At 69.0% G+C, this 22,935-nt stretch carries 25 protein-coding genes; 10 read left to right on the forward strand and 15 right to left on the reverse strand.

All coding sequences use genetic code 11. The features are described from left to right. The first annotated feature begins 25 nt into the window (after positions 1 to 25). Entirely contained in the window at positions 26 to 481 is a 456-nt protein-coding gene (locus EV649_RS00240) for a DUF3093 domain-containing protein (protein WP_241997617.1), read from the forward strand. Positions 482 to 509: 28 nt separating this feature from the next. Then, positions 510 to 833 (forward strand): DUF4235 domain-containing protein, encoded by a 324-nt coding sequence (locus tag EV649_RS00245; protein ID WP_130379291.1) that lies wholly within the window; start codon positions 510 to 512, stop codon positions 831 to 833. Between the two features lie 75 nt (positions 834 to 908). Here the strand turns inward: EV649_RS00245 and EV649_RS00250 are convergent, their stop codons facing one another. The 3 genes from EV649_RS00250 to EV649_RS00260 form a co-directional block, all read right to left on the reverse strand. Continuing rightward, positions 909 to 1,208: a DUF4193 domain-containing protein gene (locus tag EV649_RS00250; RefSeq protein ID WP_130379292.1), complete on the reverse strand. Its 300-nt coding sequence runs from the start codon at positions 1,206 to 1,208 to the stop codon at positions 909 to 911. Positions 1,209 to 1,502: 294 nt separating this feature from the next. After that, entirely contained in the window at positions 1,503 to 2,306 is an 804-nt protein-coding gene (locus tag EV649_RS00255; RefSeq protein ID WP_130379293.1) for an inositol monophosphatase family protein, read from the reverse strand. Beyond that, the gene (locus tag EV649_RS00260) at positions 2,303 to 3,370 is read right to left on the reverse strand and encodes a ferrochelatase (protein WP_130379294.1); all 1,068 of its coding nucleotides are present in this window, start codon (positions 3,368 to 3,370) and stop codon (positions 2,303 to 2,305) included. The genes EV649_RS00255 and EV649_RS00260 overlap by 4 nt, the downstream gene beginning before the upstream one ends. Before the next feature lie 72 nt (positions 3,371 to 3,442). Here EV649_RS00260 and EV649_RS00265 point away from each other — a divergent pair, with 72 nt between their 5' ends. Both EV649_RS00265 and EV649_RS00270 read left to right on the forward strand, forming a co-directional pair. Beyond that, positions 3,443 to 4,618: an MFS transporter gene (locus EV649_RS00265; protein WP_241997618.1), complete on the forward strand. Its 1,176-nt coding sequence runs from the start codon at positions 3,443 to 3,445 to the stop codon at positions 4,616 to 4,618. A gap of 40 nt (positions 4,619 to 4,658) precedes the next feature. Beyond that, positions 4,659 to 5,369, forward strand: coding sequence for a MerR family transcriptional regulator (locus tag EV649_RS00270; protein ID WP_241997619.1), 711 nt, complete (start codon positions 4,659 to 4,661; stop codon positions 5,367 to 5,369). Here EV649_RS00270 and EV649_RS00275 read toward each other — a convergent pair. Further along, on the reverse strand, positions 5,352 to 5,969 hold the full coding sequence (locus EV649_RS00275) for a trimeric intracellular cation channel family protein (protein WP_241997620.1): 618 nt from the start codon (positions 5,967 to 5,969) through the stop codon (positions 5,352 to 5,354). The genes EV649_RS00270 and EV649_RS00275 overlap by 18 nt on opposite strands. A 56-nt stretch (positions 5,970 to 6,025) precedes the next feature. Here EV649_RS00275 and EV649_RS00280 point away from each other — a divergent pair, with 56 nt between their 5' ends. After that, positions 6,026 to 7,006: a phosphotransferase gene (locus EV649_RS00280; protein WP_130379297.1), complete on the forward strand. Its 981-nt coding sequence runs from the start codon at positions 6,026 to 6,028 to the stop codon at positions 7,004 to 7,006. After that, positions 7,003 to 7,836 (forward strand): formate dehydrogenase accessory sulfurtransferase FdhD, encoded by an 834-nt coding sequence (fdhD, locus tag EV649_RS00285; protein ID WP_130379298.1) that lies wholly within the window; start codon positions 7,003 to 7,005, stop codon positions 7,834 to 7,836. The genes EV649_RS00280 and fdhD overlap by 4 nt, the downstream gene beginning before the upstream one ends. Here fdhD and EV649_RS00290 read toward each other — a convergent pair. Further along, positions 7,820 to 10,567: an AAA family ATPase gene (locus EV649_RS00290; protein WP_130379299.1), complete on the reverse strand. Its 2,748-nt coding sequence runs from the start codon at positions 10,565 to 10,567 to the stop codon at positions 7,820 to 7,822. The genes fdhD and EV649_RS00290 overlap by 17 nt on opposite strands. Beyond that, entirely contained in the window at positions 10,564 to 11,691 is a 1,128-nt protein-coding gene (locus tag EV649_RS00295; protein WP_130379300.1) for a metallophosphoesterase, read from the reverse strand. Before EV649_RS00295 ends, EV649_RS00290 begins: the two co-directional genes overlap by 4 nt. A 160-nt stretch (positions 11,692 to 11,851) precedes the next feature. Here EV649_RS00295 and EV649_RS00300 point away from each other — a divergent pair, with 160 nt between their 5' ends. Beyond that, positions 11,852 to 12,397: a GNAT family N-acetyltransferase gene (locus EV649_RS00300; RefSeq protein ID WP_130379301.1), complete on the forward strand. Its 546-nt coding sequence runs from the start codon at positions 11,852 to 11,854 to the stop codon at positions 12,395 to 12,397. Next, positions 12,390 to 12,884, forward strand: a complete 495-nt coding sequence (locus EV649_RS00305) for an HAD family acid phosphatase (RefSeq protein ID WP_130379302.1) — start codon at positions 12,390 to 12,392, stop codon at positions 12,882 to 12,884. Before EV649_RS00300 ends, EV649_RS00305 begins: the two co-directional genes overlap by 8 nt. Positions 12,885 to 12,888: 4 nt before the next feature. Here the strand turns inward: EV649_RS00305 and EV649_RS00310 are convergent, their stop codons facing one another. The 5 genes from EV649_RS00310 to EV649_RS00330 are packed head-to-tail and all read right to left on the reverse strand — an operon-like array spanning position 12,889 to position 18,460. Then, positions 12,889 to 14,562: an ABC transporter substrate-binding protein gene (locus EV649_RS00310; protein WP_130379303.1), complete on the reverse strand. Its 1,674-nt coding sequence runs from the start codon at positions 14,560 to 14,562 to the stop codon at positions 12,889 to 12,891. Continuing rightward, the gene (locus EV649_RS00315; RefSeq protein WP_198682249.1) at positions 14,559 to 15,545 is read right to left on the reverse strand and encodes an ABC transporter ATP-binding protein; all 987 of its coding nucleotides are present in this window, start codon (positions 15,543 to 15,545) and stop codon (positions 14,559 to 14,561) included. Before EV649_RS00315 ends, EV649_RS00310 begins: the two co-directional genes overlap by 4 nt. Then, positions 15,542 to 16,540, reverse strand: coding sequence for an ABC transporter ATP-binding protein (locus tag EV649_RS00320; RefSeq protein ID WP_130379305.1), 999 nt, complete (start codon positions 16,538 to 16,540; stop codon positions 15,542 to 15,544). The genes EV649_RS00315 and EV649_RS00320 overlap by 4 nt, the downstream gene beginning before the upstream one ends. Continuing rightward, on the reverse strand, positions 16,533 to 17,531 hold the full coding sequence (locus tag EV649_RS00325; protein WP_130379306.1) for an ABC transporter permease: 999 nt from the start codon (positions 17,529 to 17,531) through the stop codon (positions 16,533 to 16,535). The genes EV649_RS00320 and EV649_RS00325 overlap by 8 nt, the downstream gene beginning before the upstream one ends. Then, the gene (locus tag EV649_RS00330; RefSeq protein ID WP_130379307.1) at positions 17,531 to 18,460 is read right to left on the reverse strand and encodes an ABC transporter permease; all 930 of its coding nucleotides are present in this window, start codon (positions 18,458 to 18,460) and stop codon (positions 17,531 to 17,533) included. The genes EV649_RS00325 and EV649_RS00330 overlap by 1 nt, the downstream gene beginning before the upstream one ends. 155 nt (positions 18,461 to 18,615) lie before the next feature. Between EV649_RS00330 and EV649_RS00335 the strand changes: the two genes are divergently transcribed. Together EV649_RS00335 and EV649_RS00340 are read left to right on the forward strand one after the other, a co-directional pair. Beyond that, a complete protein-coding gene (locus EV649_RS00335; RefSeq protein ID WP_130383441.1) occupies positions 18,616 to 19,458 on the forward strand; it encodes an alpha/beta hydrolase in 843 nt (280 codons plus the stop codon). After that, positions 19,458 to 20,150, forward strand: coding sequence for a nucleotidyltransferase domain-containing protein (locus tag EV649_RS00340; RefSeq protein ID WP_130379309.1), 693 nt, complete (start codon positions 19,458 to 19,460; stop codon positions 20,148 to 20,150). The genes EV649_RS00335 and EV649_RS00340 overlap by 1 nt, the downstream gene beginning before the upstream one ends. A gap of 2 nt (positions 20,151 to 20,152) precedes the next feature. Here the strand turns inward: EV649_RS00340 and EV649_RS00345 are convergent, their stop codons facing one another. The 4 genes from EV649_RS00345 to EV649_RS00360 are packed head-to-tail and all read right to left on the reverse strand — an operon-like array spanning position 20,153 to position 22,843. Next, positions 20,153 to 20,971, reverse strand: a complete 819-nt coding sequence (locus EV649_RS00345; RefSeq protein WP_130379311.1) for an aminoglycoside adenylyltransferase domain-containing protein — start codon at positions 20,969 to 20,971, stop codon at positions 20,153 to 20,155. A gap of 48 nt (positions 20,972 to 21,019) precedes the next feature. Continuing rightward, a complete protein-coding gene (locus EV649_RS00350) occupies positions 21,020 to 21,631 on the reverse strand; it encodes a hypothetical protein (protein ID WP_130379312.1) in 612 nt (203 codons plus the stop codon). Between the two features lie 49 nt (positions 21,632 to 21,680). After that, positions 21,681 to 22,337 carry a hypothetical protein gene (locus tag EV649_RS00355; RefSeq protein WP_130379314.1) on the reverse strand — a complete coding sequence of 219 codons (657 nt, stop codon included), beginning with the start codon at positions 22,335 to 22,337 and terminating at the stop codon, positions 21,681 to 21,683. Then, positions 22,334 to 22,843: a sigma-70 family RNA polymerase sigma factor gene (locus tag EV649_RS00360; RefSeq protein WP_241997621.1), complete on the reverse strand. Its 510-nt coding sequence runs from the start codon at positions 22,841 to 22,843 to the stop codon at positions 22,334 to 22,336. Before EV649_RS00360 ends, EV649_RS00355 begins: the two co-directional genes overlap by 4 nt. Between the last annotated feature and the right edge of the window lie 92 nt (positions 22,844 to 22,935).

Genomic DNA, 22,935 nt, shown 5'->3' on the forward strand with positions numbered 1-22,935 from the left:
ACGCACCACATGCCAGGCTGGTCCCGTGGGAACCTATCGCGAGAGTCTGCGGGTGCCGGTGTCGTGGTGGATCATCGCCGCCGCCGCTGTGGTCACCCTGTTCGGCATCGTCGCCGTACCGGTCGGGACGATGGCCGGCGCCGTGGTCGGCGGGCTCGCCGCGGTCCTGCTCCTGGCGCTGTTCCTCCGGTACGGCGGCGCTCGCGTGGAGGTCGACGACACGCGGCTGCACGCCGGGCGGGCGGAGATCGACCGGACGTATCTGGGCACGGTCGAGGCGCTGACCGGCGACGAGGCGCGACGCGCGTTCGGACGCGACTGCGACCCGAAAGCATTCCTGGTACTGCGGAGCTACATCAGCGGGGCCGTGCGGGTGCAGATCACGGATCCGGCCGACCCCGCGCCGTACTGGGTGATCGCCACGCGCCACCCGGACCGGTTGGCTGCCGCCCTGAGCGGGCACAGCGTGGGAAGATCCTGACTGTCGGCAGTCGTACTAGGAGGGTGTTGTGGTCGGAGCGAAGATCGGCTGGAAGCTGGTACAGGCAGCCTTCACGATCGTGGTGGGCCTGGCCGCGAGCAAGGCGGTCAGCACGGCCTGGAAGCTGGGATCGGGCGGGAAGCCGCCGAAGAACGGCCAGGGCGGGTATGCCGAGGTTGCCGTGTGGGCGGCTGTCAGCGCCGGCGCCGCAGCCGCCGCGAGGCTCTTCGCGGAGCGTCGTGCGGCCGCGTACTGGCTCAAGTCCACCGGCTATGCGCCGCCCGGTTACGAGGAGGACGCCACCGCGCGAGTGGTGAAGGGCACCGACACCGGGCTGGTCAAGAAAGACTGAGCAGGCACGACAGCGGGACCGTTCCACCGGAGTGGGACGGTCCCGCTGTGCATTACTACGAAGTAGGGCGGCAGGTCAGGCTGCGCAGTCGCGGCAGATCAGCTGCCCGTTCTTCGTCTCGGCGAGCTGGCTGCGGTGGTGAACCAGGAAGCAGCTCGAACAGGTGAACTCGTCGGCCTGACGCGGAAGGACCCGGACCGCCAGCTCTTCGTGGCTCAGGTCGGCGCCGGGCAGCTCGAAGCTCTCCGCGGCCTCGGCCTCGTCCTCGTCGACCTTGCCGGAGTTCTTGTCGTGACGGCGAGTCTTCAGTTCCTCGATCGACTCTTCGGAAGCGTCTTCGTCCGTCTTGCGCGGGGCGTCGTAATCAGTCGCCATGGTGTTCCCTGCCCTCTTCGTACCCGTGGTGTTGCCTGCTGAGCCCTTGAACGGGTGGAGCGGCCGAGAAATTCCGCGCCGGAGCACCGCGCTGAACTTTCGTCCCCCGAAACCCTTGACAGCCAGGCCGGGATCGGCAAACACCGTTCCCGAGGACGGGATTGTGCCCTATAAAGGCCCGCAATGCACGACTGGGTCCATGCTGTGACCCGCGTGTCGCCACAAATGTCAGGACCGAACAGCAGAATGCTCGTTAGTGCGCAGTACTGCGCAGAAACGAGCACTCACCGGCAGCTACACGCGCAACGGGTTCGCGGCGGCCAGCAACGCGTGGAACGGCTCGAACAGCGCCGGAGTGGCCGCGATCGACATCTCCGGCGACACCGGAGCTCCGTTGAGCCCGCCGACCCGGGCTCCGGCCTCGGCCGCGATCAGGGCGCCCGCACCGTAGTCCCACGGGTTCAATCCGCGTTCGTACACCGCGTCCAGCCGGCCGCAGGCCACGTAGCACAGGTCGATCGCGCCGACGCCGATCCGGCGGATGTCGCGGACCTTGGTGATCAGGTGCTGGATCACCTCGGCCTGCACCTGTCGGCGCGCCGGGTCGTACCCGAACCCGGTCCCGACCAGTGCCTGATTCAGCTCGGTCGCGCCCGAGACCTGGATCGGCTTGCCGTCCGCGAACGCCCCGCCGCCCAGGGTCGCGGTGAACACCTCGCCCTTGGGCGCGTCCACCACCACACCGGCGACCGTCTCCCCGCCGTACTCGACCGCGATCGAGACGGCGTACGTCGGGATGTCGTAGAGGTAGTTGACCGTGCCGTCGATCGGGTCCACGACCCAGCGCACGCCGCTGGTGCCGACCACGTCGTCGCCCTCCTCGCCGAGGAACGAGTCGTCCGGCCGGGCGCGCAGGACCCGGGCCCGGATCAGCTCCTCGGACTCACGGTCGACGGCCGTGACCACGTCGGTGACGGTGCTCTTGGTGTCGGCGACGGTGATCGTGCCGCGGCGGCGTTCGACGATCAGCTGCGCTGCCTCCTCCGCCACCTCCACGGCCAGCTTGAGGAGGTCCTGCGGGCTCTCAGAGGCACTCATACAGCTTCCTTAGCGATAGGTCGGCGCAGCGGTGGGCAGCAGTCGTGACGGCAGTCGTCCCAGGCCGGGCCGAGTTGGCCGACGCACGGCCGGGCGGGCTGCTCCCCGCGCTCGGCCGCGGCCCGCTCGACCACGAGGTCGCGGAGCATGGAGACGAACTTCTCGTCCGTGCCCGGCGTCGCAGCGCGCGCCATCGGCAGTCCGAGCTTCGCGGCCGTCTTCGCGGCCTCGGTGTCGAGGTCGTAGATGACCTCCATGTGGTCGCTCACGAACCCGACCGGTACGACGGCCACACCGGGCACTCCTTCGGCGGCCAGCACCTCCAGGTGGTCGTTCACGTCCGGCTCGAGCCACGGCACCTGCGGCGGCCCGGACCGCGAGCAGTAGACGAGGTCGGTACGCCGGGTCTGCCCGGTGCGCCGCTCGAGCTCGGCCGTGATCTCCGCGGCGACGTCCAGGTGCCAGTCGACGTACCCGTTGCCGTCCGGGCCGCTGGTCGCGTTCATCGCGGTCGGGATCGAGTGCGTGACGTAGGCGATCGCGGCGCCGTCCGGGAGTTTGCTGAGCGCGTCGGCGGTCGACTCCACGAACGACCCGACGAAGCCGGGGTGGTTCGCGTAGTGCCGGAGCTTGTCGATCCGCGGCGCGTCCGGGATCTCGCGGGCGGCGTCCTCGAGGTTCTCCCGGTACTGCCGGCAGCCGGAGTACGACGGGTACGCGGACGTGACGATCACCACCGCGCGGCGGATGCCGTCCGCGGCCATCTCGCGCATCGTGTCGGTCAGGTACGGCGCCCAGTTGCGGTTGCCCCAGTAGATCGGCAGGTCCAGCCCGATCTCGTCGAACGACGCCCGCAGCGCCTTCAGCAGCGCCCGGTTCTGGTCGTTGATCGGGCTCTTGCCGCTGAACGAGTAGTAGTGCTCGCCGACCTCCTTCAGCCGCTCGTCCGGGATTCCGCGGCCGCGGGTCACGTTCTGCAGGAAGGGCAGCACGTCGTCGGGCTTCTCGGGCCCGCCGAAGGAGAGCAGCAGGACAGCGTCGTACGGGGGTGCAGCAGGCGACATATTCCAAGCTTCTCAGACGGACATGACCTAAGCTGCTCCCGGTCTCTCATGCTCAAGCCTTACGTCCATCTCATGCGCCGCCGCGGAGCGGCATCGTTCTTCGCTGCCGGGATCCTCGGGCGGATGCCGATCTCGATGATCGGACTCGGCATCGTCATCCTGATCGCGCAGGAGAGCGGTTCGTACGGTCTCGCCGGCGCCGTCTCCGGAGTGGCCGTGATCGCCGGGGCGTTGACCGGTCCGATCCAGGGCCGGCTGGTCGACCGGTTCGGCCAGCGCGGGCTGATTCTGATCGGCTCGGTGGCCTGCACGGTCGGTCTGGCCGCACTGCTCGTCGCTGTGCGTGCTGACGCGCCCACCTGGGTCCTGTACGTGCTGTCGTTCATTGCCGGTGGCACCCGTCCCCAGGTCGGTTCGTTCGTCCGGGCGCGCTGGACGCACCTGCTGGGCCGTGGTCGAGCACTGCAGACGGCATTCGCTCTGGAGGCAGTCGGCGACGAGGTGGTCTTCATCGTCGGCCCGGTGCTCGTCACCACGCTGGCAACCCAGGCCAGTCCGTACGCCGCTCTGTCCGCTGCCGGCGTACTGGGACTGGCTGGTGGCGTCTGGCTGGCGCTGCTGCGCGCATCCGACCCGCCAGGACGTGGCAAGTCGGATGGTGCCGAGCAGGCACCACTCCCCTGGCTTTCGATCCTGCTGCTCAGCCTGATCGGTCTCGGCCTCGGTGCGACGCTTGGTGGCGCCGAGGTGATCACCGTGGCGTTCACGACTCAGAAAGGGCAGGCCGGGCTGGCGGGCGTCGTACTGGCGGTCTGGGCGTTCGGGAGCCTGCTGGCCGGTCTCTGGTACGGCTCGGTGCACTGGCGGGCTCCGGTCGAGCGCCGGCTGCTGCTCGGCACGATCGCGCTCGCGATCACCCTGGCGCCACTCCCGTGGGTCAACAGCATCCCGCTGCTCGGCGCCGTACTGTTCTGCTGCGGCATGACGATCGCGCCGACGATGGTCGCGGTCACCGCCTGTGTCGAGGAGTGGGTGCCGCCGGAGCGGTTGACCGAAGCGATCACCTGGACCGTCACAGGCATTCTACTCGGCGTCGCACCGGGCAACGCGGCCGCCGGCCACGCGGTCGACGTCTGGGGCCCGTCGGACGCGTACTGGGTCCCGTTCGGCGTCGGCATCGCCTGCGCGCTCGTCGCCGCGGCCTCCATCACCTTCGCCCGCCCCAAGGAACGGTTCGCCCACAACTAGGCTTGCATCTCCTGTTACGGGAGGTGTGAGGGTGGTGGGTATGGACCACTCGATCGGTGCGGTGGCGCGGCTTGCCGGGGTGTCGGTGAAGGCCGTGCGGCACTACTCCGATCTTGGGCTGCTGACGGCACGGCGTACCGCTGCCGGCCATCGACGGTACGACGACAATGCCGTCGTACAGCTGCGGCTGATCCGGACGTTGCGTGCACTGGACCTGGATCTGCCGACGATCCACGCCGTACTGCGGGACGAACGTCCCCTCGCGGAGGTCGCGGCGACCCACGCCGACGCACTGGCGATCCAGATCCGCACGCTACGCCGGCAGCACGCCCTGCTCACGGTCCTCGCCAACCATCCCGACCCGGAGGACATACGCCTGATGACCGAACAATCCGAGCAGGACCGCCGCGCGCTGATCGCCGAATTCCTCGATACGACGCTCGCCGGCACCGCCCCCGCCGTCCGCCAGAATCTGACGCCGGTCCTGCCCGAGGACGCCGATCCGCAGCAGGTCGAGGCCTGGCTGGAGCTGACCACGCTGGTTACCGCGCCCGACTTCCGAGATTCGGTACGTCGTCTTGTGGCCGGCTATCTCGCCCTCGCCGGAGACGATCCGCTCCGGGCAGACCCGGCGTACCGCAGCCGCCTGATCGAACTCCGGCGTACCGAGGCCGGACCGCACTGGCACCGCTACGTGGAACTGGTTGCCGTGGTCAACGGATGGGCACCGCCGTCACGGATTGCGGGGTAACGGCGCGTTCCAGCCGCGGCGGATCGCGAGCAGCCGGATCGCGAAGCACACCACCGCGGCTGAGATCGGAACCCACAGAGCGTGGTACTCCAACGCCGAGGCGACAACCACGATGCCGGCCCCGAGTAGCGCCGGGGTGGCGTAGATCTCGGAGCGGAGGACGACCGGGACGCGGCCGCTGAGCACATCCCGCAGTACTCCCCCGCCGATCCCCGAGAGCGTGCCGAGGAGCGCGGCCGAGATCGGCGACAGACCGGACTCGATCGCCTTCAGCGCACCGGTCACGCAGAACAGCGCGAGGCCGGCCGCGTCGAAGATGTTCACCAGCCGCTCGACGCGGCCGATCCCGGGATGGAGGAAGAACGTCAGCAGACCGGCCGCGATCGGGACCACCAGATAGCGCCAGTCGCGGAGCGCGGCCGGCGGGGTCTCGCCGATCAGCACGTCCCGGATGAATCCACCGCCGAGGCCGGTGACCAGGGCGAGCACCTGGATCCCGAACACGTCCAGCTTCTTCCGTACGCCGACCAGCGCACCGGTAATCCCGAACACGAAGATCCCGACCAGATCGAGCACCTGCAGCACCACGGATCCACTCACAGCCCGAACGCTAAACCACGAGCGCTGTGCCGCTGCGGGTTCTATCGTTCGTGGACATGAGCCGCGCCCCGGACGTCGACTACTTCGCCACCTCGCTCCGTCCCGACTGGAGCACGCTGCCGGCCGCACTGCACGAGGCCCTCGCCGTTGCCCTCGGCACGCAGATCACATCTGTCTCAGCACCGGTCCGCTCCGGCTTCACCGGAGGCTTCGCTGCCCGGGCACAGCTGGCCGACGGCCGCCGCGTCTTCATCAAGGCAGCCGAGGAAGGCCTGCACGCCTACGAGGCGTACCAGCGCGAGGCCGAGGTGGTCCCGCAGCTCCCGAAAGCAGTCCGAGCCCCAGCCATCATCACCACCGCCCATGTCGACGGCTGGTTCGCCGTTGCCTCGGAGTGGGTCGAGGGGCGGATGCCCGGGGCTCCTTGGACCGTGGAGGATTTTGGGCTGGTTACTGCTGCTTGTGAGCAGTTGGCGGACGCGTTGCGGCCGAGTCCGTTGGATGGGCTGAGCAAGTTCGCGGACCTGGTCGCCGCCGACGTCGAGACGCCGGCGCAGATCCTGGCGGGTGAGCGAGAGATGCCGAACGGACTGCAGGACTGGCTGCCGCGCGTACTGCCGGAGCTCGCGGAGCTGGTCAAGCTGGTGCCCGAAGCCCTCGCCGGCGACTCCGCCGCGCATTCCGATCTGCGTCCGGACAACATCCTGATCGACAACGACGGCACCTGCTGGACGATCGACTGGAACTGGCTGACGCTCGGCCCGCACTGGGCGGACTGGGTCGGCCTGCTGCCGGTCGCCCAGCACCAAGGCATCGACACGTTCACCGCCATCACACGCAGCCCGCTGACAGCCGACGTACCGAAGGATCACCTCGACTCTCTCGTGGCCGTGATCGCGGCGTACATGATGAAGAACACCGAGGCGCCGCCCCCACCCGGCTGTACGCCGGCTCTGCGTGAGCACCAGCGTCTCTACGCATGGACATTCCTCGACTGGCTCGCCGTACGACGCAACTGGCCTACCGTGGAGGTATGACGAAGGCTCCCACCAGCAGGTTCAAGGTCGAGGTGCTCGACGGCGACCGGACGTCGCGGCGCGAGGACGTCGTCAGCACCGAGGAGCCGCTGGAGCTGCGGCTCGAATGGCCGGGCCGCGCGCCCGAGCCGCTGGTCGTCACGATGCGCACCCCCGGCTCCGACTTCGAGCTGGCCGCCGGGTTCTGCCTAGGCGAGGGCTTCGCGGTCCGCCCGGACGCGATCCGGACCGTTGCCTACTGCACCGATGCCACGCTGACGCCCGAGCAGCAGTTCAACACCGTCACCGTCACGTTCGACGGTCCCCCGGACCGCGAACCACCCCAGCGGTACGGCGTGACCTCGGCCGCCTGTGGTGTCTGCGGCCAGCAAAGCCTCGACGAACTCGCCGAGCGCGAGTACGACCCCGTGGACCCGGTTGAGGCCTCGGTCGACGTCGTACGCCGTTTGCCTGATCTGCTCCGCGAGGCGCAGCCGATGTTCAGCCGCACCGGCGGTCTGCACGCCGCGGGCCTGTTCACCGCCGACGGCCGCAAGGTCGTGGTGAAGGAGGACATCGGCCGGCACAACGCGGTCGACAAGGTCGTCGGCTGGACCGTCCTCAACCAGCACAGCCGCAAGGGCCTGATACTCGCCGTCAGCGGCCGCGCCGGCTACGAGATCGTCCAGAAAGCGGTCGCCGCCGGCCTCGGCATGATCGTCGCGGTCGGTGCCCCGTCGAGCCTCGCCGTCGACCTCGCCCGCCGATTCAACATCACCCTCGCCGGCTTCACCCGCGGCGACCGCTGCGTCATCTACTCCGCGCCGGAGCGGATCACCCGTCCAGCTTGATGAAGGTTGCCTTCGGGACGTACTCGTAGCGGTCCGGCATGCAGGTCAGGATGATGACCTGGCCGTGGTCGCCGGCGCGGCCGAGGAGGGCGCCCATGTCGCGGAGGCGGGCCTTGTCGGACCAGCCGAGGGCGTCGTCGAAGATCACCGGCACGCTGCCCTCGCCGGTGCTGACGAGGTGGCTGATCGCGAGCCGGGTGATGATCGCCAGCTGCTCCTGAGCACCCGTCGACAACGCCTCGACCGGCAACCGGACGCCGTCCAGTTCGCGCTCCGCGACCGCGAGGTCGTCATCCAGCCACACCCGGAACGACGGCCCGTACACACTCCGGCCGAGCGCTTCGATCCGGCTCTGCAACGGCTCGGAGTACTTCGTCTGCGCCTCGGCCCGATGCCGGCTCAGCGTCTCGTGCACGCGTCGCGCCGCCTCGGCCCGTCGCAGGAGGCTGTCGTGCTCCGTGCGTACGGCGGCCAGCTCCAACTCGGCCACATCCCGCCGCGTCGCCAGTCCGTCCCGCCCGGACTGCTCCAGGCGGCCTTCCGTCGTACGCAACGCGTCGCGCAGGTTGTCGCGCTCGCCCTGCAGCCGCGTCGCCACGGCGAGCGCGTGAGTCAGTTCGCCCGCGACCTGGTCCGCCCCGGCCTCGTCCGCCTGCTCCTGTACGGCGGTCAGCTCCTCGAGCACCGCCTCGACCTCAGCCGTCGCCTCGGTCTCGGCCACCGCCACGGCCTCGTCGTCAAGCACCGACCGCGCAGACTCCAGCGCCTCGACCGCCGCTGCCAGCCGCTCCCCTGCCAGCTCCGACCGGGCTCGTGCGTTCTGCGCCTCGGACCGGTCCTCGTCCGCCGCCTTGCGCGCCTGCGCCGCCGCGAACTCCGCATCCGTCAGCAACCGCTCTGCATCGGCCAGCCCGCTCCGGGCCTCTTCGAGCACCCGCTGCGCGCCCGAGAGATCATCAGGCTCCGGCTCCGGCACATCGAAGTCGTCGAACAGCGTGTCGTGCGGCGAGGCGAACTCCTCGAACAGCGACATCTGCCCGGGAACGCCCTCGACCGCGGTCTCCTTGCCTGCGTCCTCGGTCTCCTCGTCAGCACCGAGCCGCGCAGTCAGTACGGCGATCCGCTCCCCCGGATCGCCTCCGGCCGTCAGCGACTTCTCGGTCCGCCGCGCCTCGTTCAGCTCGGCGCTCGCCGTGTCCGCCTTCCGCAACAGCTCCCGCGCCGCGGCGACATCCTTGACGCCTGCCTTCTTCAGCAGGTCCTTCTCCCGCCGTACGGCGTCGTCGACGCGCGAGCGCAGCGCCGCCGCATCACCACCGGCTCGGACGGTCACCTCGACCTGCCCCGGCACGCCGACGACGAGTTCACCGGAGACGAGCACCTCGGTCGACTCGTCGAAGCCGAGCTCCGACGGCACGTTGCCTTCCAGGCCGGTCCCGGACAGTTCCACGGGCTCCGCGCCAAGTCGCCGTACCGACACCTCGGGTACGCCGGCCGCGAGCGCCGCGCGGGCCTCGACCACCGCCGCGCGGGCCTCCTCCAACGCGGCCACCAGCGCGTCATCGACCTTGATCCGGTCGAGGATCGTCCCGGCCGCCGCGATCCGGGCCCGGACGTCGACCAGCTCGGTCTGCTGCCCGACCAGCCGGTCGAGCTCGGCGCGATCCATCAGGTCGGAGACGCGCCGTTCCGCGATCTGTACGTCGGTACGCCGCAGGTCCTTGAGCTCCACGACTTCCGCGAGCGTGGCCTCCGCCGCCTGCACCATCTCGGCCGCGGTCTTGGCGACCAGCTCCGCGTCGGCCCGCCGCGCGGCGAGCTCGGCCTCGGTCTTGGTGAACCGCTGGACCTCGTCGAGGAGTCGCTCACGCTCGAGTCGCGTGCGGGTGTGGTTCTCCAGCCGCGCCCGTGCGGTTTCCGCGCGCGAACGGACCGAGTCGCGCCGGAGCAGGATCTCGTCGGTCGCCTGCTTGCGCTCGCGCAGTTCCTCGACGCCGGTGAGGTGCTCAGCCAGGCGGCCCGCCACATCTGCGAGATCGAGGTTCAGCCGCTCGGCGCGACGAATGTCGGACTGGACCTCCTCCATCGCCTGCAACGCCTGTGCGGCGGCCAACTCGGCCGCCGACACTGCCTTCGCCGACCTGGCGAAGTCTCCGGTCGGCTTGCCGCGCGGCGTCCAGTACCGCTGGAACTCGTGCTCGACGGCCGTCACCAGCGGCATCGACGCACCGTCGACCGGAGTGCCCGACTCCGCGGTCACCGCGGTGATCAGCGGTTCCGCGTCGGCCGGCGTTGGCAGCACCAACGACTGCCCCTGGCTGACCATCAGGGTCTGCCACAGCACCGGGTCGACGTTCTCGTGGAACAGCCGCTCGGCCTCGTTGTGCGCCTCGCGTCCCGTCCAGGACTGCCGCCGGCCGTCGGGCTCGACGATGCTCAGCTCGGTGGAACGGTTCTTCAGCCAGCGCTTCGCGTACGTCAGCTCGCGGCCGGCGAGGCTGAGCTCGACGGTCACCTCCGGACCGACGTCCTGGCCGACCGGCTGGATGCCGCGGATCCGCGTCGACTTCGAGTCGTCGGGCAGGTCGAAGATCAGCCCGAACGCCTCGACCAGGCTGGACTTCCCGACCTCGTTGTCGCCGACCACCACGGTGGTACCGAGCGCGCGGAACCGGACAATGCGGTCCTTGACGCCACGGAAGTCCCGTAGCGCCAAGCTGTGCAGTCTCATCCCGCGTCCCGCGCCAATCGGTGCATCAACGACAACGCCGCACCCGCGCCCTCGTCGCCGCCGGCCAAGGCTTGCCGCAGCTCCTCCATCGCTGCCCGCGCCGGACCGCTCAACTGCAGCGACTCGAGGTCCGCCGCGTCCGGCGCCGGCCGCACGGTCCAGAACTTCACCCAGCGCTCGACACTCGCGAAGACCTCGCCCTGCGCGTCGATGATCGTGTCCAGCCGGGCCAGCAACGGCAACGACAACGAACCGTCACCGGCCAGCCGCACATACGTCCGCTCCTTGTCCGGCAGCTCGGCGAACCAGTCCTCGAGCGCCGTGATCGACTCCTCGTCGAACAGGTCGACGCGATGATCCACCATGTGCCACGCCCCGACGCGGATCGGTTCGACGTCGATCCCCCCGCTGCCGATCGTCACCTTCAAGACATTGCCCGGCGCGTCCTCTTCGGGCGAGGTGACCTCCTGCGTCCCGGAGAACCAGATCCGGTCGGTGACCCGCGTCGTCGAGTGCCGGTCGCCGAGGCCGACGTACTGCAGCCGGCCGTCCGCGACCGCGGCCTCGAGCGCCGCCTGGTCGATGGTCGGTACGTCGGACATGCCGCCGGACAGACTCGTCAACTGGCCGTGGGCGAGCAGGATCCGCGTCGTCTTCGGGTCTGCTGTGAGGTCGGCGTACCCGGGCGCGGCCGGGTCCGAGAGCGGACGCCGCGACCGCCACGGTGCGCCGACGAGCTCGACACCCGGCACGATCTGGAAAGGCGTCGTTTCAGTCAGCACCGTCACGTGCTCCGGCGCGTGCGCCAGCCACTGGCTCGAGGTCCACAACGACCCCGGCTCCAGCGCGTCGTGGTTGCCCGGGAGCAGCACGACCGGGACCGGGATCCGCTTGAGCGCCTCGCATGCCCGCAGGATGGTCTGCCGCTCGACCTGGTTGTGCTCGAACACGTCCCCGGTGACGACCACGAACGCCGCCCCGGTCCGCTCCGCGACCTCGCCGATCCGCGCGACAGCATCCAGCCGCGCCTGACCCCACCGGGCCTGGCCGTCCGGCCCCAGGAACCGGCGCATCATGCCCAGCTGCCAGTCCGAGCTGTGCAGAAACGTGATCGACTCGTCCATAGCGGAATGAACGCTAACCCGCCCCACCGACAACCGCCCAACCCAACACACCCCAACCCCAGCACCGCCCACACTCCGGACGCCCTTTGAGCCCCCACCAACCATTTCGGGGGCCCCGAAATGACTGGTGGGGGCTCAAGGACGATGAGAGAGTCCGGATGTGTATCTGGAGACGGAGCGTTTGCGGTTGGGGCGGTTCACCGGCGGCGACGTCGAGCTGCTCTTGGAGTTGGACTCCGATCCGGAGGTGATGCGGTTCCTGACCGGGCAGGTGACGCCGCGGGTCGAGGTCGAGGGCGTCGTACTGCCGGAGATCCTCAAGGTGTACGCCGAGCATCCGCAGCTCGGGACGTTCAAGGCCGAGGATGCGGAGGGCTTCGTCGGGTGGTTCGGGATCCAGCCGACCGGGGACCCGCGGACCGTGGGCGTCGGGTACCGGCTGAAGCGGACCGTCTGGGGCAAGGGATACGCGACCGAGGGCACCCGGGCGTTGATCGCGCACGCGTTCACCGAGCTTGGGGTGGAGCGGGTGGAGGCGGACACGATGGCGGTCAACCACCGCTCGCGGGCGGTGATGCGCCGGTCGGGCCTGCGGTTCGAGAAGGTGTACCACGAACACTTCGACGATCCGCTCCCCGGAACCGAGTTCGGAGAGGTCCTGTACGCCGTCGACCGCGCGACCTGGGAAGCTGGGGCGCATGAGTGACGAGCGACCGTACGCCGTACTGGACATCGACGCGACCCTGTCCGACACCAGCAAGCGGATCCACTTCATCGAGCGCAAGCCGAAGAACTGGGACTCGTTCTTCGAGCACGCCAAGGACGACGCCGTCCTCGAGGAGGGCCTGGCGGTCGCGACCACGCTCGCCGCGGACCACGAGATCGTCTACCTGACCGGCCGCCCGGAGCGGATCCGGCGGGACACCGAGAAGTGGCTGAAGGACAACGGCTTCCCGGACGGCAAGGTGTACATGCGCGGCAACACCGACCGCCGCCCGTCGATGCTGATGAAACTCGGCCGCCTGAAGCGCCTCGCCGAGCTCCGCCCGGTCGCCGTCCTCGTCGACGACGACATCTCAGTCGTCAAAGCCGCCGAGAAGGCCGGCTACACGGTGATGAGGGCCGACTGGGGGCTCGATGCCGAGTCCCAGCCGACCCTCTTCGAAGCCCAGGAGTCCGAAGGACGCACCTGAGCCGTTACTTGCTGAGGCCGACGATCAGCGTGTTCGCGTACGGCGGGTACGACGACAGGTAGAAGTTCTGCACCTTCGACCCGTGCAGGAACGCGTTCCGCGCGTAGATCAGCGGCACGATCGGCGCGTCGGCCATGATCTGCTTGTCCAGCGCGGCCCACAGCCCGGCCGCCTTCGTCCGGTCCGGCTCGGCCGTCGCGGCGGCGATCGCCGTGTCCACCGCGGGGTTGGAGTAGCGGGAGATGTTGTACCCGCCGTTGCCGATCTCCGACGTCCCGAACAGCGGTTGGATGTTGCCGATCGCGCTCGGGAAGTCCGGCAGCCAGCTCGACACGGTCAGGTCGAAGTCCGGCTTGTTGCCGGTGATCAGGTCGGTCAGCGGCTCACTGTCCAGCGGCTTGATGGTGACGGTGATCCCGGCCCGCTTCAGGCCCTGCTGAATCGCCTGCGCCACGCCGAGACCGGTCGTGTTGTCGGCGGCCAGCACCAGGTTCAGGTTGCTGACGCCCGCCGCGGCCAGCATCTGCTTCGCCTTCGCCGGGTCACCGGCCGGCGGAGCCTCGTACGAGTCGTACTTGGTGTACCCGTCGATCCCCGGCGTGATCAGGGTGCTCGCGATCTCACCGCCGTACTCCGGACCGCCCTCGGCGACCTGGACGGCTTGCTTGTCGACGGCGTACTCGATCGCCTTGCGGACCGCGGGGTTGGCCAGCGCCGGCCGCTTGGTGTTCATCGCCAGGTACTGCAGCGCACCGGACGGCGAGGTCGCCACCCGGGCCTTGACGGCCGGGTTGCCGGTGATCGTCGGGATCAGCGCCGCGGGGACCGACGTACCGGTGGTGGCGGCGAACTTGTCGTCGCCGGCGTCGGCGATCAGGCGCTGGTTGACGACGTCGGGCTGCAGGCCCATGTCGGTCACGATCGAGTCCGGCAGGCCGGTCCGGGCCGGGTCGGTCGACTTGTCCCAGTTCGGGTTCCGCGTCAGGACCAGCTTCGAGCCCGGCGTGTACGACTGCACCTGGTACGGGCCGCTGGCCATCGGCTTCTCGCCGTAGTGCGCCGGGTCGGTGTCGGCCTTCTTCGGTACCGGCGAGAACGCCGGCATGCTGACGATCCACGGCCAGTCGCCGTACGGCTTGTTCAGCTTGAAGACGATCGTGGTGTCGTCGGGCGTCTCGACCGAGGCCAGGTCGCCACCCTTGTACGGGCCGGTGTACTTGTCGCCGCCGACCAGCAGCGACTTGTGGTAGCCGAGACCGCCGGACAGCTCCGGCGCGAACGACCGCTCGACGCCGTACTTGATGTCAGCGGCAACGATCGGCGAACCGTCGGCGTACTTGAGACCCGGCTTCAGCTTGTAGGTCCAGGTCTTGCCGCCGTCGCTGACCTGGCCGGTGTCGGTGGCGAGGTCGGGGACCAGCTCGGTCGGCTTGCTCGGGTCGGTCTTCCACGACGTCAGGCCGCGCAGCACCAGGTGGATCCCGCTGATGCCCAGGTTCTGGCTCTTGGCCGGGTCGTAGCTGATTTCCTTGCTGGTGCTGAGGATGTGGAAGGTGCCGCCCTGCTCCGCGGCCGCAGTACTGCCACCGGTCGTGCCGGACTTGTCATTGGCGTTGCACGCGGCCGCCGCCAGCGCCAGCACGGCCGCTAGTGCGACCGCTCGGGATATGTGTTTCATTGGGTCCTCTCAAGGGGTGGGGGCTCAGGGAAGTAGCAGGCGGCCCGGTGCTCGGTGGATCCTTCGACGGGTTCGAGCACTGGTCGTTTCGTCGCGCAGACGTCCTCGGCCTTGTAACAGCGGGTCCGGAAGGGGCATCCGGACGGCGGGTCGATGGGGGTCGGGACGTCGCCCGTCAGCACGATGCGGTCACGGGTGACGCCCGGCTCGGGCACCGGTACGGCGGACAGCAGCGCCTTCGTGTACGGGTGGGCCGGCGACTCGTACACCTGCGCCGCCGGGCCTTCTTCGACGATCGTGCCGAGGTACATCACGGCGATCCGGTCGGCGACCTGACGGACGACGGCCAGGTCGTGGGCGACCAGCACGTACGACAGACCTAGCTCGTCACGCAGGTCGGCGAGCAGGTTCAGCACCTGGGCCTGCACCGACACGTCCAGCGCGGACACCGGCTCGTCGCAGACCAGCAGGTCGGGTTTGACCGACAGCGCCCGCGCGATCCCGATCCGCTGGCGCTGACCGCCGGAGAACTCGTGCGGGTACCGGACCAGGTGTTCCTCGGCCAGTCCGACCTGTTCGAGCAGTTCGACGAGCTGGGCCCGGGTCGGGCGGAGTCCTTGCGCGCGGAACGGCGTACTCAGAATCGTGGCCACCGACTGCCGCGGGTTGAGCGAGGCCTGCGGGTCCTGGAAGACCATCTGGATCCGGCGGCGGATCGGGCGCAGCCGGCGGCCCTTGACCCTGGTGACGTCCTTACCGCCGATCTCGACCCGGCCCTGCGTCGGGTCGAGCAGGCGGGTCGCGACCCGGGCCAGCGTGGACTTGCCGGAGCCCGACTCGCCTACGAGACCGATGGTTTCGCCTTTGCGTACGACGAGATTGACGCCGTCGACCGCACGAACGGCCTGCGCCTTCTGCCACGGGACGCCGCGCAACCCGAAGTACTTCTTGACGTCCTTGAGGTTCAGCAGCTCCTCGCTCACAGGATCACCTCCGGACGCCGCCCGAGGTGACAAGCAGCCTCGTGATCGCCTTCGCCGGGACGCGGCGTGAGCTCGGGACGCTCGGTGACGCACCGCTCCCCCACCAGGTGCGTATACGCACACCGAGGCTGGAACGGGCAACCGGTCGTGATCGACCCCGGCCCCGGCGGGGTGCCCGGGATCGTGGTCAGGCGCGGTTTCGGCGGTACGTCGACCCGCGGCATCGCACCCAGCAACCCGAGGCTGTACGGGTGCGCCGCCCGGAAGAACAGGTCGCGTACGGTGCCACGCTCGGCCGCGCGTCCGGCGTACATCACCAGGACGTCGTCCGCGACCTCGGCGACCACTCCGAGGTCGTGCGAGATCAGGATCAGCGCCGTACCGAACTCGTCCTGGACGTCGTCCAGCAAACGCATGATCTGCGCCTGCACGGTGACGTCGAGTGCGGTCGTCGGCTCGTCCGCGATCAGCACTCTCGGGTCGTTCACCAGAGCCATAGCAATCACGACCCGCTGCCGCATTCCCCCGGAGAACTCGTGCGGGTAGCTGTCCGCGCGACGGGCCGCGTCCGGGATGCCGACCTTGTCCAGCATCTCGACCGCCCGCCGGCGCGCGACCTTCTTCGAGACGTCGTGGTGCAGCCGGTACGCCTCGGCGACCTGCCAGCCGACGGAGTAGTACGGGTTCAGCGCGGACAGGGCGTCCTGGAAGACCATCGCGATGTCGTTGCCGCGGATCTTGCGGAGCTCGTCGTTCGGCAGGCCGTTCAGCTCCCGGCCGTCGAGCAGCACCTCGCCGCTGACGTCCGCGTTCGACGGCAGCAGGCCTATCACCGCGGACGAGCTGACGCTCTTCCCGGACCCGGACTCGCCGACGATCGCGAGCGTCTGTCCGGGCGCGACCGCGAAGTCGATGCCGTCGACGGCGGGCACCGAACCGTTCTCTGTCCGGAACGTGACCTTCAGGTCGTGTACTTCCAGTACTGGATCAGCCATGGCTCACCCTCGGGTCGAGCACACCGTGCACTATGTCCACCACCAGGTTCGCCAGGATGATCAGGAACGCCGAGAACAGCGTGACGCCGACGACCACGGCCACGTCGAGCTGGCCGACCGCGCTGATCAGCAGATCGCCGAGGCCCTGCATGCTGAACACCTTCTCGGTCAGGATCGCGCCGCCGAGCAGACTGCCGAGGTCGAGGCCGAACAGCGTGATGACCGGGACCAGCACCCCGCGCAGCCCGTGGGTCAGGACCACCCGCGCTTCGCTGGCGCCCTTCGCCCGGGCCGTGGTGATGTAGTCGAGGTTGAGCTCCTCGAGCATCTGCGACCGGGTCAGCCGGATGTACGACGCCGCTTGCAGGATCGCCAGCACGATCCAGGGCGTCACCAAGTGCCACGCCCAGTCGACCGGGCTCTCGGTCAACGGGATGTAGCCGTTGACCGGGACCATGTTCAGCCAGAACCCGAACACCAGGATCGCTAGCAGCCCGAGCAGGAACGACGGGGTCGAGACGCCGATCAGCGCGACGCCGACGGCCAGCCGGTCGAGGATGCGGCCCCGGTTCAGGGCCGCGATCACCCCGAGCGAGACGCCGATCAGCAGCCAGAGAACGGCAGCCCCGAGCGCGATCGACGCGGTGATCGGCAGCCGGTCCGTGATCAGCGTGGTGACCGGGCGAGCCAGCGGGAACGAGTACCCGAAGCAGGGAGCGTTGCAGTGCACGGCAGCCGCGCCGTCGCCGAACGTGCGACCGGCGACGATGCCCTTCAGGAAGTTCAGGTACTGCTGCAGGGTGCTCTGGTCGAGCTGCATGAAGTGCCGCGCCTGCTCCAGGCGGTCCGGCGTACAGGGCTTGCCGCACGCCAGGTGCGCCGGGTCGGCAGGGATCGCGTAGAAGATCAGGTAGACGGCGAGGCTCAGCGCGAGCATCACGAGCAGCGCGGCGAACAACCGCCGGGTCAGGAACCAGACGAGGTCGGGCATCAGTTCGTCCTCCGCAGCCGGACGTCGAACGCGTCCCGTACGCCGTCGCCCAGCAAGGTGAAGCCGAGGACCGCGAAGAACAGCATCGCGCCCGGGAACAGCAGGAACCACGGGTCCGCACCGGTGTAGACCCAGGCGATCGAGTCCGAGATCGACCGGCCGAGACTGGGGGTCGGCGGCGGGACACCGACGCCGAGGAAGGACAGCGCAGCCTCGGCGCCGATGTAGCCGGGGATCGCGAGCGTGGCGATCACCAGCACCGGACCGAGTAGGTTCGGCAGCAGTTCGCGGGTGATCACCATCCAGCCGCTCGACCCGACGCTGCGGGCCGCCTCGACGAACTCGCGGGCGACCAGCGAGCGGGCCTGGTTGCGGATCAGGCGCGCCAGTCCGGCCCAGCCGAAGAAGCTGAGCACCAGGATCAGCAGCAGCCAGCGCGGGAACCCGGCCGGCACAACGATGCCCAGGGCAATCATGAAGACGAGCTGCGGGAAGCCGAACAGGAAGTCGAGCAGCCGCGACAGCACCGCGTCGTACCAGCCACCGAAGTACGCCGCGCTGATCCCGGCGAGGGTGCCGACGACGGTCGTGATCAGTGTGACCACGACCGCGATGAACAGCGACGTACGCAGACCGAGCACGACGATCGAGAACAGGTCCCGGCCGGTCAGCGGCTCCACCCCGAACCAGTGGGTTCCGCTCGCGCCACCGACCGCACCTCGTGGCGCGTTGCCGCGCGCGGGATCGAGCAGGTCGATGTGGTACGTCGTCGCGTCCTGGCCGGCCAGCCGCACCAGCAAGGGCGCGGCCGCGGCGATCAGGATCAGCAGGGCGACCACGACGAGGCCGACCCGCGCACTGCGGTCACGCCGCAACCGGCGCATCGCTTGCCGGGTGGGCGATACGGTCCCGGCGACCGAGGAACTCACAAGCACTCCCGACAGGGTTCGAAACACACAGCCGACAAAACCTAGGCCGCATCCTCCCACCACGGGGTTCGCATCTCGAATCCCGAGAATGTCGGGTCGGTAACTGTGGATTCGGATAGGTGGTGTCGGTTGGTTACGCTCCGCTGGTGGATGGCATGGTGCAGATCGGTGACCGGGTCCTTATGTACGCCGTTTACGGGACGGACAGCGGCGTACCCGTGATGTCGTTCGGGGGTACGCCGAGCACTCGGTGGAAGCGCCCCGAGGTGGTCGCGACGATCGAGTCGTCCGGGGTGTGGATGGTGATGCCGGACCGGCCCGGGTACGGCGGATCGACCCGGCAGGCGGGCCGGACCGTGGCATCGGTTGCCCTTGATGCGGCCGCTCTCGCCGACTCGCTCGGGTGGGAACGGTTCGCGGTCACCGGCGGCTCTGGCGGCGGTCCGCACGCGTTGGCCTGCGCGGCCCTGCTGCCGGATCGCGTGACCCGCTGCGCGGTGACTGGGAGCAACGCGCCGTCGCTCGTCGACGGTCCCGAACCGACCGAAGCGGAGGAACAGGCGGACCCACGGCGCAACCGCACCTCCTGGCGGGCGGTCCACGGAGACCTGCGACCGGGTCTCGAGGAAACAGCTCGCACGATCATGGCCGCCGTCGAGGAGGGCGGACCTGAGTTCCCACCGGACCCCGGCTCGCCACCAGGACCCCCGGCCCGCGAGGACCCGGAAGCTGTGGCTCGCCTGACGGCCACCTTTGTCACCAGCCACGACGGCTGGATCGACGACCACATAGCGTTCGCAAACCCGTGGGGCTTCGACCTCGGCGACCTCCGGGTCCCGGTCAGCCTCTGGCACGGCTCTGCTGACGAGCGCGCCGGCAAGTACGCCGACCACTTGGCAGCCGCGATCCCGCACGCCGAACGCAAGTACTACGCAGGTGGCCACATCCCACCAACAAATGCATACCGCGAACTCCTCCGCTGGCTGACACTGTCCTGATGGACCTAGCGCGTCAACTCGTTCTGGAGCTGTACCCGGAGGCCCGAGCCGCCTGGCTCGGCGGGAGCGTGGTGCGCGGTGACGCCAGTCCGACGTCCGACCTGGACATCACAGTGCTGCTGGACGGACCGCCGGCACCACGGAGAAAGTCGCTGGAGTACGGCGGGTGGCCGGTCGAGTTGTTCGTGCACACCGAGAAGTCACTGCGCTACTTCGCCGACAAATACCAGCTGCGACGCCAGCCGACCATGATGCGGCTGGTCGGCGAATCCGTCGTACTGGTCGACACAGACGGCTCCGGTGCGCGGCTGCAGCAGGAGTTCGTAGCTGAAGTCGCAGCTGGGCCCAAGCCGCTGACGACGGACGAGCTGGACCTGCTGCGCTACACAGTCACCGACCTGCTGGAAGACCTGTCGGCCGCCGATGGTGACGTGCGGCTGGCGATCGCATCGGTGCTGTGGCAGGAGGCGGCTCGGCTACTGCTAACGGGTGCCGGCCACTGGTCGGGCACCGGCAAGGGTCTGCTGCGCGAGGTCACGGCGTACGACGTTGCTCACGGCACCGACCACGCCGTGAAGTTGCTCGACGGCGTGCGGGCCTCCGATGACCGTCTGGTGGTTGCGGTGGACGACATCCTGGCCGCATATGGAGGCCGGTTGTTCAGCGGCTTCGAGCTTGCTGCGACCATCTGAACTCAGGCGCTGGCGACAGGCTTGCCGGTGGTGGTCTCCACGACGTGAGCTAGGAAGTCTCGGACGTCTCCGAGGAGGTCTGCCTGGTCGGCGTACCCGGATTCGCCGCTGGCCTCGCGCAGGTGCAGACCCTCAGCGAGCACTCGGTGCCAGCGCTCGTCGTAGTGCATCAGTGCCCAGCGGCCGGCGCACGACTTCGCGGTCATCTCACCGGTCACCAGGAGGTAGTGCAGGCGCACAGAAGCGAGGATGCAATGCGAGAGCAAATAGCCGCGCTCGCGCTCGTCTGTGGGAAGGTCGGCAGGGGTCGCTCGAGTCAGGCCCTCGGCGTTGCGGCGCCAGTAGGTGTCGAGGTTGCCCACGGTGTAGTCGCGCAGCGCCTGCTTGTCAGTCCATACCTGAAGCGTGGACAGCTCTGGGCCGGTGACCGTGATCCCGGCCTGAGCCAGTTCGTGCCACGTGATCATCCGCGAGGGCGAGGCGAGAATCTCGAGTTTCCTGGTGGAGATCATCTCCGGCACCGGAGGCAGCGTGCGCGGATCGCATGCCAGGTCGGCGGCGAGCATGTACGGTCCGTCGAACCGGGTCGAGGAGTACGTCGCCATCTGCGCGTGAACGCCCCGCAGCGCCTCCACCTCCGCAGGCTCCGGCCGATGGGCGACGGTGGCGAGGAAGTCGACGTCGGACTGTTGCGGCGCCCACTCGTCGAAGACCACGCCACCATGGAGATACAGCCCGGTCAGCAAGCCTGCAGGCAGCTCCCGCTCGGCCAGCAACAGGAAGTGGTCGCACAGGTCCTGGACGGGGGCGGGGAGCGCCACAAGCTTCTCCTACGTCGGGGTGCCGGAAGGGCCCACCGTACCGGCGCGCTAGTCGATCAGCTCCCAGTGGCGCTTCGGGAAGAGGCGTACGGCGGCGACAGCGGCTGCTGCGCCCAGGAGTACGCCGGGGATGATCCAGCGCCATCCGGTGAAGACGTTGGAAGTGGTCGACGCCTGAGCCTGGGCTGGCGGTGCGGGCTCTGGTGTGGACTCTGCAACCGTGTAGCCGTTGTTGAGGCTAGGGCCGCCGTAGAACTCGCCGCTGAGCAGCTTGAGGTCGTTGAGCAGCTTCAGGAGCTTCACCGGGTCGGTGGCGCGGTGCCACGTGGGCTTCGCGGGTTTGGCGTCGGACATCAGGTCCTCAGTGGCGATCCACGGTCCGCCCGGTGCGTCTGGGTAGATGATGTCGATGCGCCAGACGGACATGTCGTGGATCAGCCAGGTAGCGCGGACGAACCGGCCGGATAGGTGCTCGCCACTCGGCTTGCCCGGTGTCAGCTCGGTCAGCTTGACCAGTTCGTCGTACCGCGGGTCGTTGTAGCCGAACGCGACGACGGACGGGGGTGCGCTGAGCAGAACGCTCGTCGGGCCGCCGGCGTGGGCGGGCGTGACACCGATCGCGAAGAGCACGACAACGAGCATGAGGATGCGGCGGACCATGGCAGCTCTCCCTCTCGGTTTCCCTTTGCTGCTGGTACACCGCTCGCGGTCAGGAGGTTCCGGTCGCCAGCTCCACAGCGCGAGCCTTGTCGACTCCCTCGAGACGGAACGTGACACCGCCGCGCTCCCAGACCAGTGTCGGTCCGGCGATCCGTACGATCCGTTCGTCGACCAGGACCAACTGGTGCGGCGTACTGAACCAGAAGCCGGGGACCTCGGGGACGTAGCCGAGCCCGCTGTAGTACTGCTTGATGTACCTCGGCTCGATCCCGGACTGGAACTGCTCCAGCCGTACGCCGTTCCAGCTGGTCGCTAGGAAGCCTTTTGACGCCTCTACACCCGTCGGCGTACCCAGTGCCCTGGGGAGCTGCGGCGTGAAGCCAGCGACGCGTGCAGCGGCCTCCAGGGACATGTGACCGCCCACTGTCGGAGGTGGTGGTGCAGTACTCGGCCCGGTGCCCACCGGCTCTGCCTGGACTCCCCCGATGTGCAGCCACTCCGCAACCGTCGCGCGTACCGGAGGTGTGAGCGCAGCGCCCGCAACCAGGATGAGGAAGCCGGCCAGGAACGCCCGCCACCTGTCCCGTAGCCGCTTCCGCACCGGCACACCGGCGACCCGCGACAGCACTGCTGCGGTCAGGCCGTCGTCGACGGGAGGTACGACGGCTGAGCGTCCGACGGACCGCAGTTCGTCTTCGAGGCTCATCGCTGCACCTCCTTGTCGGGTAGAGCGTCACGCAGCCGGCCCAGTGCGCGGTGCAGCCGGGACTTGACGGTTCCTCGCGGCCAGCCGAGCACCACCGCAGTCTCCTGCTCGTCCAGGTCCAACAGGTACCTGCAGGTGACCACCAACCGCATTTGCTCGGGCAACGCGCGTACAGCGGTCAGCAACTCGGTACGACGCTCCAACGACACAGCCGCGTCTGCCGGATCCAGTACGACGTCCAGCGGCGCCGCAAGCTCCTCCCGCCGTGTCCGCCGTCCACGGGCACGCACAGCGTTCCGGGTCTCGTTGGCCACGATCCGCAACAACCAGGGCCGGAACGCCGCGCCCTCCCGGAACCCACCGAGCGCTCTGAACGCCTTGACGAACGCCTCCTGCACCACGTCGTCCGCATCCGCTCCAGCGCCCAGAAACACCGCGGTTCGCTTCGCCACGGAGGCATGCCGATCCACCAGCTCGCCGTACGCGGCCGACTCCCCGCCGCGCACCCGAGCCAGGATCTCGGCTTCCTCACCTAGGCTGATCCAGGGCCTCCTGTCTACTTCCGGACACTGGCACTACACCGCCGATCATCTCCAGG

This window comes from Kribbella sp. VKM Ac-2569 (assembly GCF_004216905.1).
Lineage (GTDB): Bacteria > Actinomycetota > Actinomycetes > Propionibacteriales > Kribbellaceae > Kribbella.